The following is a 5478-nucleotide window of genomic DNA, read 5'->3' as shown; positions in this document are numbered from 1 at the left end:
TCTTCAACAAACGATTTGCATAAAATTTAAGCAAGCGATCCAATGGATTAGACTTTACTGATTAAAAATTAGTCAGGTCGGTGTTCAACTGAACCAGAACATCTGCCATTTTCTGCAAAAAATGCAGATCAGACGGAATGATTCTGGTTAATCGAACGCCGAACAGGGCAGGGTGGTGATCGTCTCCAGCAAATAATTTGCCTGCATTTTAATCAGGTGAACAATTTTTATTGTTCACAATGATTAAAAAATGATCAGTTCAGTGTTCAACTAAATCAAAATCTTCGTCAGATTTTGCAAAAAATGCTGATCTGGCTGAGGAATTTGGTTTAACTGAACACTGAACAGGGCACTGGGATGGTCTGCTGACTGGCTACTATTTGCAGCGTTAGCGACACCCTCATAAAACAAAATAGCTGTCGATCTTGAACATTTTTAGGTGTTCAGGGTGGTGATCGTCTCCAGCAAATAATTTGCCTGCATTTTAATCAGGTGAACAATTTTTATTGTTCACAATGATTAAAAAATGATCAGTTCAGTGTTCAACTAAATCAAAATCTTCGTCAGATTTTGCAAAAAATGCTGATCTGGCTGAGGAATTTGGTTTAACTGAACAATGAACAGGGCAAGATCAGACGGAATGATTCTGCTCAATCGAACACCAGACAGGGCAAGGGCACTGAATGATTCGGGTTAATCGAACGCCGAACAGGGCAGCAAGAGCATCAATCAAGCGTAAAAATTACTGTCTGTTCTTTTTTCCCTCGCCCAAGAATTTCCACCTTTAGTTTGCGATTTGCTCGTTTCGCAATATCAAATATTTCGTCATCTGTTTTTACATAATTTCGTAACCCAATAAATCTAACTGATTTTAATTGCTTCAAATTAAACAGAAAAGAAAAATCTTGATCCACTACCTGACTATAGCAAATAAGTTTGCGTAGTGATATCAATTGCGTGAATGGCAGCAAATTTGGCAACTCATAACCAGTGCCGATTGAAAGACTTTCCAAAGTTTTTACGTCAAATATGGGAAGTAAGTCGTTTACTCCTAAGCACTTGATCTTGTCGATAACTAATCTCTTCAAGCGCGACAAACTACGTATTGCGCTAATATCATTCAGTTTGCGCAAATACGCTAAATCTAACGATTCTAAAGATGATACTGATTCTAAACCTTCCAAACTAACGATTGCCGATTGCGTCAATGATAATTCACGTAGCGACGTCATGTTGGAGAGTTCCGTTAACGCTTTCCGATCATATTCATACATGCGTAGAAACTGAAGTTTTGGACAATCAAATAGATTACGTGAATACTCTTTTCTCCAATAAATCAAGCATGATTCCAAATTGGGGAAAGCAGAAAAATCTAATTGCTTACCTTTAGGAAGTAACTCACTTCCCGTTTCCAAATGCAAAGATTTCAGATTACATAAATTTTCTATACCGATGATATCTGTTGGGCCAAAATTCTTAACCCATAAATCTCTGACTTTATTCCTAGAGGATGCAAAAAAAGATAAATCGCTACAACTACCACCCACGAGACACAGTGCGTCATATTTGCCAGTCATAATGGCTTCTCTATTCTCATCCGCAATGGTGTCATCGACACTCAACACTCGGTATTCCAAACCTAAAATTTCGGGTTTCATTTACACCACCCCACTTGATTTACCAACTTCGTCATCAACTCATTTCCACTAACTTTAAATGCTCTAACTTTATTCGTCGTGGATCCCATTCTTTCGATCAAATTCATGCTCCACTGTTCAGCAATTTTTAATGCGAATTTCATCTCAGCTTTACTTTCCGCACTCACCGCAAAAGTAAACAAATAATCAGTTGCCGAAAGAATTTTTTTACTCACGTGTTGCTTAAGCCGCCTAGCAACATCTTTCGATTTACCCGTATATTTTCCTGGCGGATCCGCAATTACGTCTGCTAAGAAATAAATTCCGGAAAAGACTTCTGTGACAGCTTCGACAGCAACATATTCCAATGCAAAACAACCTGCTTTAAACACAAGTCGTCGTCCGCTCATTCCGGCAATTATTCGTTGACTGCCTGATAGTATCCCTTGAACAACCTGACCAACAGACAATTCTGTTAAATTTACTAGACCACTCGGATCACGATAATTAATTGGATTTGACGAAGCATAGAGATATTTATTTAAGCTGCTAGGCTCTGTTAAATTACCGGAAAAGGAATCTACAGAAACGAATCGTCCCACATTCGCGCTATACCACCTAGCTCGATTATATTGCAAGCTTATGGAGTCATCGAAGTACTCTCCGGTGTAACGATAATTATTGGCAGTCGCCCCTGATCTGTTGGTCACTTCCCCAAACGCATCATACTGATAAGCATCCGTCACATTACCGCTTGAATCCGTTAAAACCTTGGCACTACCCAACGCATCTGCGTGGTAGTAACTCAGTTGCCCCGACCTGCTCTGCTGGATCAGCCCGTTACCCCACACATAGCCGATGCTTTCTGTAGCAGCACCTTGTGACGTTGTCTCCTGCACTGTCTGCGCATACTCAAACGTGTCATCAACGAGATAATTGGTGACTTTGTCAGGGCTGGTGTTTTGTCCAGGCTCAATCTTCTGAACGCGATTACCATAAGCATCATAGCTATATATGGCAATAGTGATCGCCGTTGCCTGACTGTTACCCTGCTTCACTTCCACAAGACGATTGTCCGCATTCCAGCCATAAACGGTGACTTGCCCACCTGTGGTCTTCGTGCTCAAGTTACCCTTATCATCCCAAGTGTAAGTCGTGACGACATTGTTAGCACCAGTGATTTTCGTTTCCTGCGCCAGTCTGTCATTGGCATCATAAGCATAGGTAATCGTTGCGGTTCCACTTGCCGTAGTTTCAGTCTTCTGGCGGCGATTCCCCACCTTATCGTACTGATAGTCGGTAGTGCGAACAGTTGTATTACTTCTGTCCTTGACCAGTTCCTGCGTCAAACGATTCACTCCATCATATTGATAGCTCGTGGTACGCGCTGGGTTCGCAGCAATTTGATTTGCTTGTGTGCTTAAGCTGTCAAACTCTTCCACTTTCGTTCGCTGACCATTGACTGCCAAGACGTAACGACTTCCAGCAACAACACTGCTATCTTTAACGTGCAACAGTTGCAGCAAGCGCCCATTCGGGTCATAACTATAGTTCGCAATAACACCATCTGGTGTTGTCGTCGTTGCCAGTCGCCCTGCATCATCCCAAGTGTAAGTGGTGCTATTGTTGGTCCCACCATTTGTTACGTTGACGAGCCTTTGGTTCTTGTCATATCCGTAGCTGACAGTCCCAGTTGCCGTACTGCGTTGACTGATATTGCCATTGGTATCGTAAGCATAAGACAGGAAACTACCGTCCGGTTTAACCTGTTTGGTCAACCTATCATTGGCATCATAGGTGTAACTCGTTTGACCATTTTGACGGCCATTGCTATTGTTGCCACCGGATACAGTAGAGCTAGTAACCTGGCCCGCCGCTGCATAAGCGCTGCTAACACTGCTACCATCCGGGTAATTCGTCTGTAATACCTGACCAAGTACATCATAGACATAGCTGGTGACCTTGCCTGCAAAGTCTGTCTTTTGCGTCAGGTTACCTGCCACATCATATACAAAGCTTTCTGTCTGACCTGCTGGTAGAGTCCTACTGGTAACACGACTATTAGCATCATACGTCCAGCTTGTGATGTGGCCTTCCGCATCAGTCTGACTGGTTTTGTTGCCATTGACGTCGTAACCATAAACCGTTTGCTGCTGAGTAGCCGCATTGATTTGCGTGACCTGGTTCAACCTGCCTACCGGGTCATAATTATAGGCGGTGGTATTACCTGCCTGATCTGTTTCTGAATGTTTCGTACCTGTCGTATTCCAGACGGTGTTACTGGTGCTATTGTCTGGGTAGGTCGTTTTGACTAGGCGGTTGAGAGCATCATACTCAAACTGCGTCACCTTGTTGGTTGCATCAATAATCTTTGTTTGATTCCCTATGGCGTCATACTCAAACTTAGTTTGTTTGCCTTTGGCGTTAGTCAGACTGATCAAGCGCCCAGCGACATCATAGCCATTGGTGGTTGTGTTGCTTTGAGCATCTGTCGTACTGGCAACCCGGCCTGCATCATCATAAGCTGTACTCGTGCTTGTCCCATCAGCCGCAGTCGTTCTGATAAGACGATTCAGCGCATCATATTCATAACGTATGCTTCTGCCCTGACGGTCAGTCTCAGTGACTTTATTACCGCCCGCATCATAAGCAGTGGTGGTGGTCTTGCTATCAGGATAGGTAGTGGTCGTCAGCTTGCCGGTATCGTCATAGCTGTAACTGGTGCGGCGGCCTTGCTGGTCTGTCGTTGCACTGACTTGACCACCTGCCGTGTATTCAGTCTTGCTGATCGCACCTAGAGCATCCGTTTCGCTGATGACACGTCCTTCGGCATCCAGCGTTCTGGTAACGCTAACTTTTTTCTGCGTTGGAACACCATTGACTATGATGACAGCAATCCAGCTTTGACTTATTTCTTTACCGTTGTCATCATAGGCATAAGTCGTGACTTTGCCCGCTGCATCAGTCTCGCTGATTCTATTTCCTTTGGCATCATTCTGGTAGCGCGTCAGTTGATTATTAAGCGTAAATGAAGAGGTGTTACCAATATCATCACTACCAATGTGGGCATAGTTGTTTAGCGGCTGATCTACACGTGTACCTTTTTCAAAATAAGAATAAGACGTGACATTTCCTTTAGCATCCGTATTGCTTTTCAGTTGAGTCCGGGTATCCTTGTCATACTCCCAACTTTTCTCATTCCCCAACGGATCAGTCTCACTCAACTGCTTGTACGTAACTGGGTCGTAACTACTCTTGGTCACGTTCCCCATAGGATCCGTCACAGTCGCCTGATTCCCATTCGCATCATAGGTATAAGTCGTGACCTGATTCAGTGCATTGACAACCTTGGTGACGTTACCATTGCTGTCATACGTATAGGTCGTCTTATTCCCTCGCCTGTCAGTCACAGTCTGCTGGTTGTTGTCGATGTCATGCTGCATCTGCACCGCTTTACCATTGGCGTCATAACTCGCAATCAGTCTGCCACTCTGGTCATACTCAAACCGTGCCGCCAGCTTGCCGTTCGGGTCGGTGTAGCTGATGAGGCTGTGGTTGGCGTCATACGTCATCTTTGACACTGCCCCATTGCGGTCAGTGACGCTGATGAGGTCGCCCGTGGCGTTGTAGGCGTAACGGAGCTGTTTGCCTGCCGGATCAGTGATGGCGGTGATGCGGTGGCTGGCGTCTCTGGTGAAGGTCGCTGCCGTGCCGTTGGAATGGGTGACACCACTGTCGCTGTAGGTCAGTGTGTTGCCGTTCGGGTCTTTGATGCTGGTGATGCCGATACCATCGGTCAGATAGTATTCGTAGTTATCTTCTGTGGTGAGTTTGTAGTATT

At 44.6% G+C, this 5478-nt stretch carries 2 protein-coding genes; both read right to left on the bottom strand.

The window, feature by feature from the left end; genetic code table 11:
* Positions 1–725 precede the first annotated feature (725 nt).
* The gene (locus tag ACO0LG_RS29425; RefSeq protein WP_423032151.1) at positions 726–1658 is read right to left on the bottom strand and encodes a hypothetical protein; all 933 of its coding nucleotides are present in this window, start codon (positions 1656–1658) and stop codon (positions 726–728) included.
* A partial coding sequence (locus ACO0LG_RS29420; protein WP_423032149.1) for an RHS repeat-associated core domain-containing protein occupies positions 1655–5478 on the bottom strand: 3824 nt, incomplete at its 5' end. The genes ACO0LG_RS29425 and ACO0LG_RS29420, both read right to left, overlap by 4 nt.

The sequence above is a fragment of the Undibacterium sp. Ji42W genome, assembly GCF_049340405.1.
Classification (GTDB): domain Bacteria; phylum Pseudomonadota; class Gammaproteobacteria; order Burkholderiales; family Burkholderiaceae_D; genus Undibacterium.
Note: the sequence above shows the minus strand (reverse complement) of the source record. Positions and strands in the feature narration are given on the sequence as shown.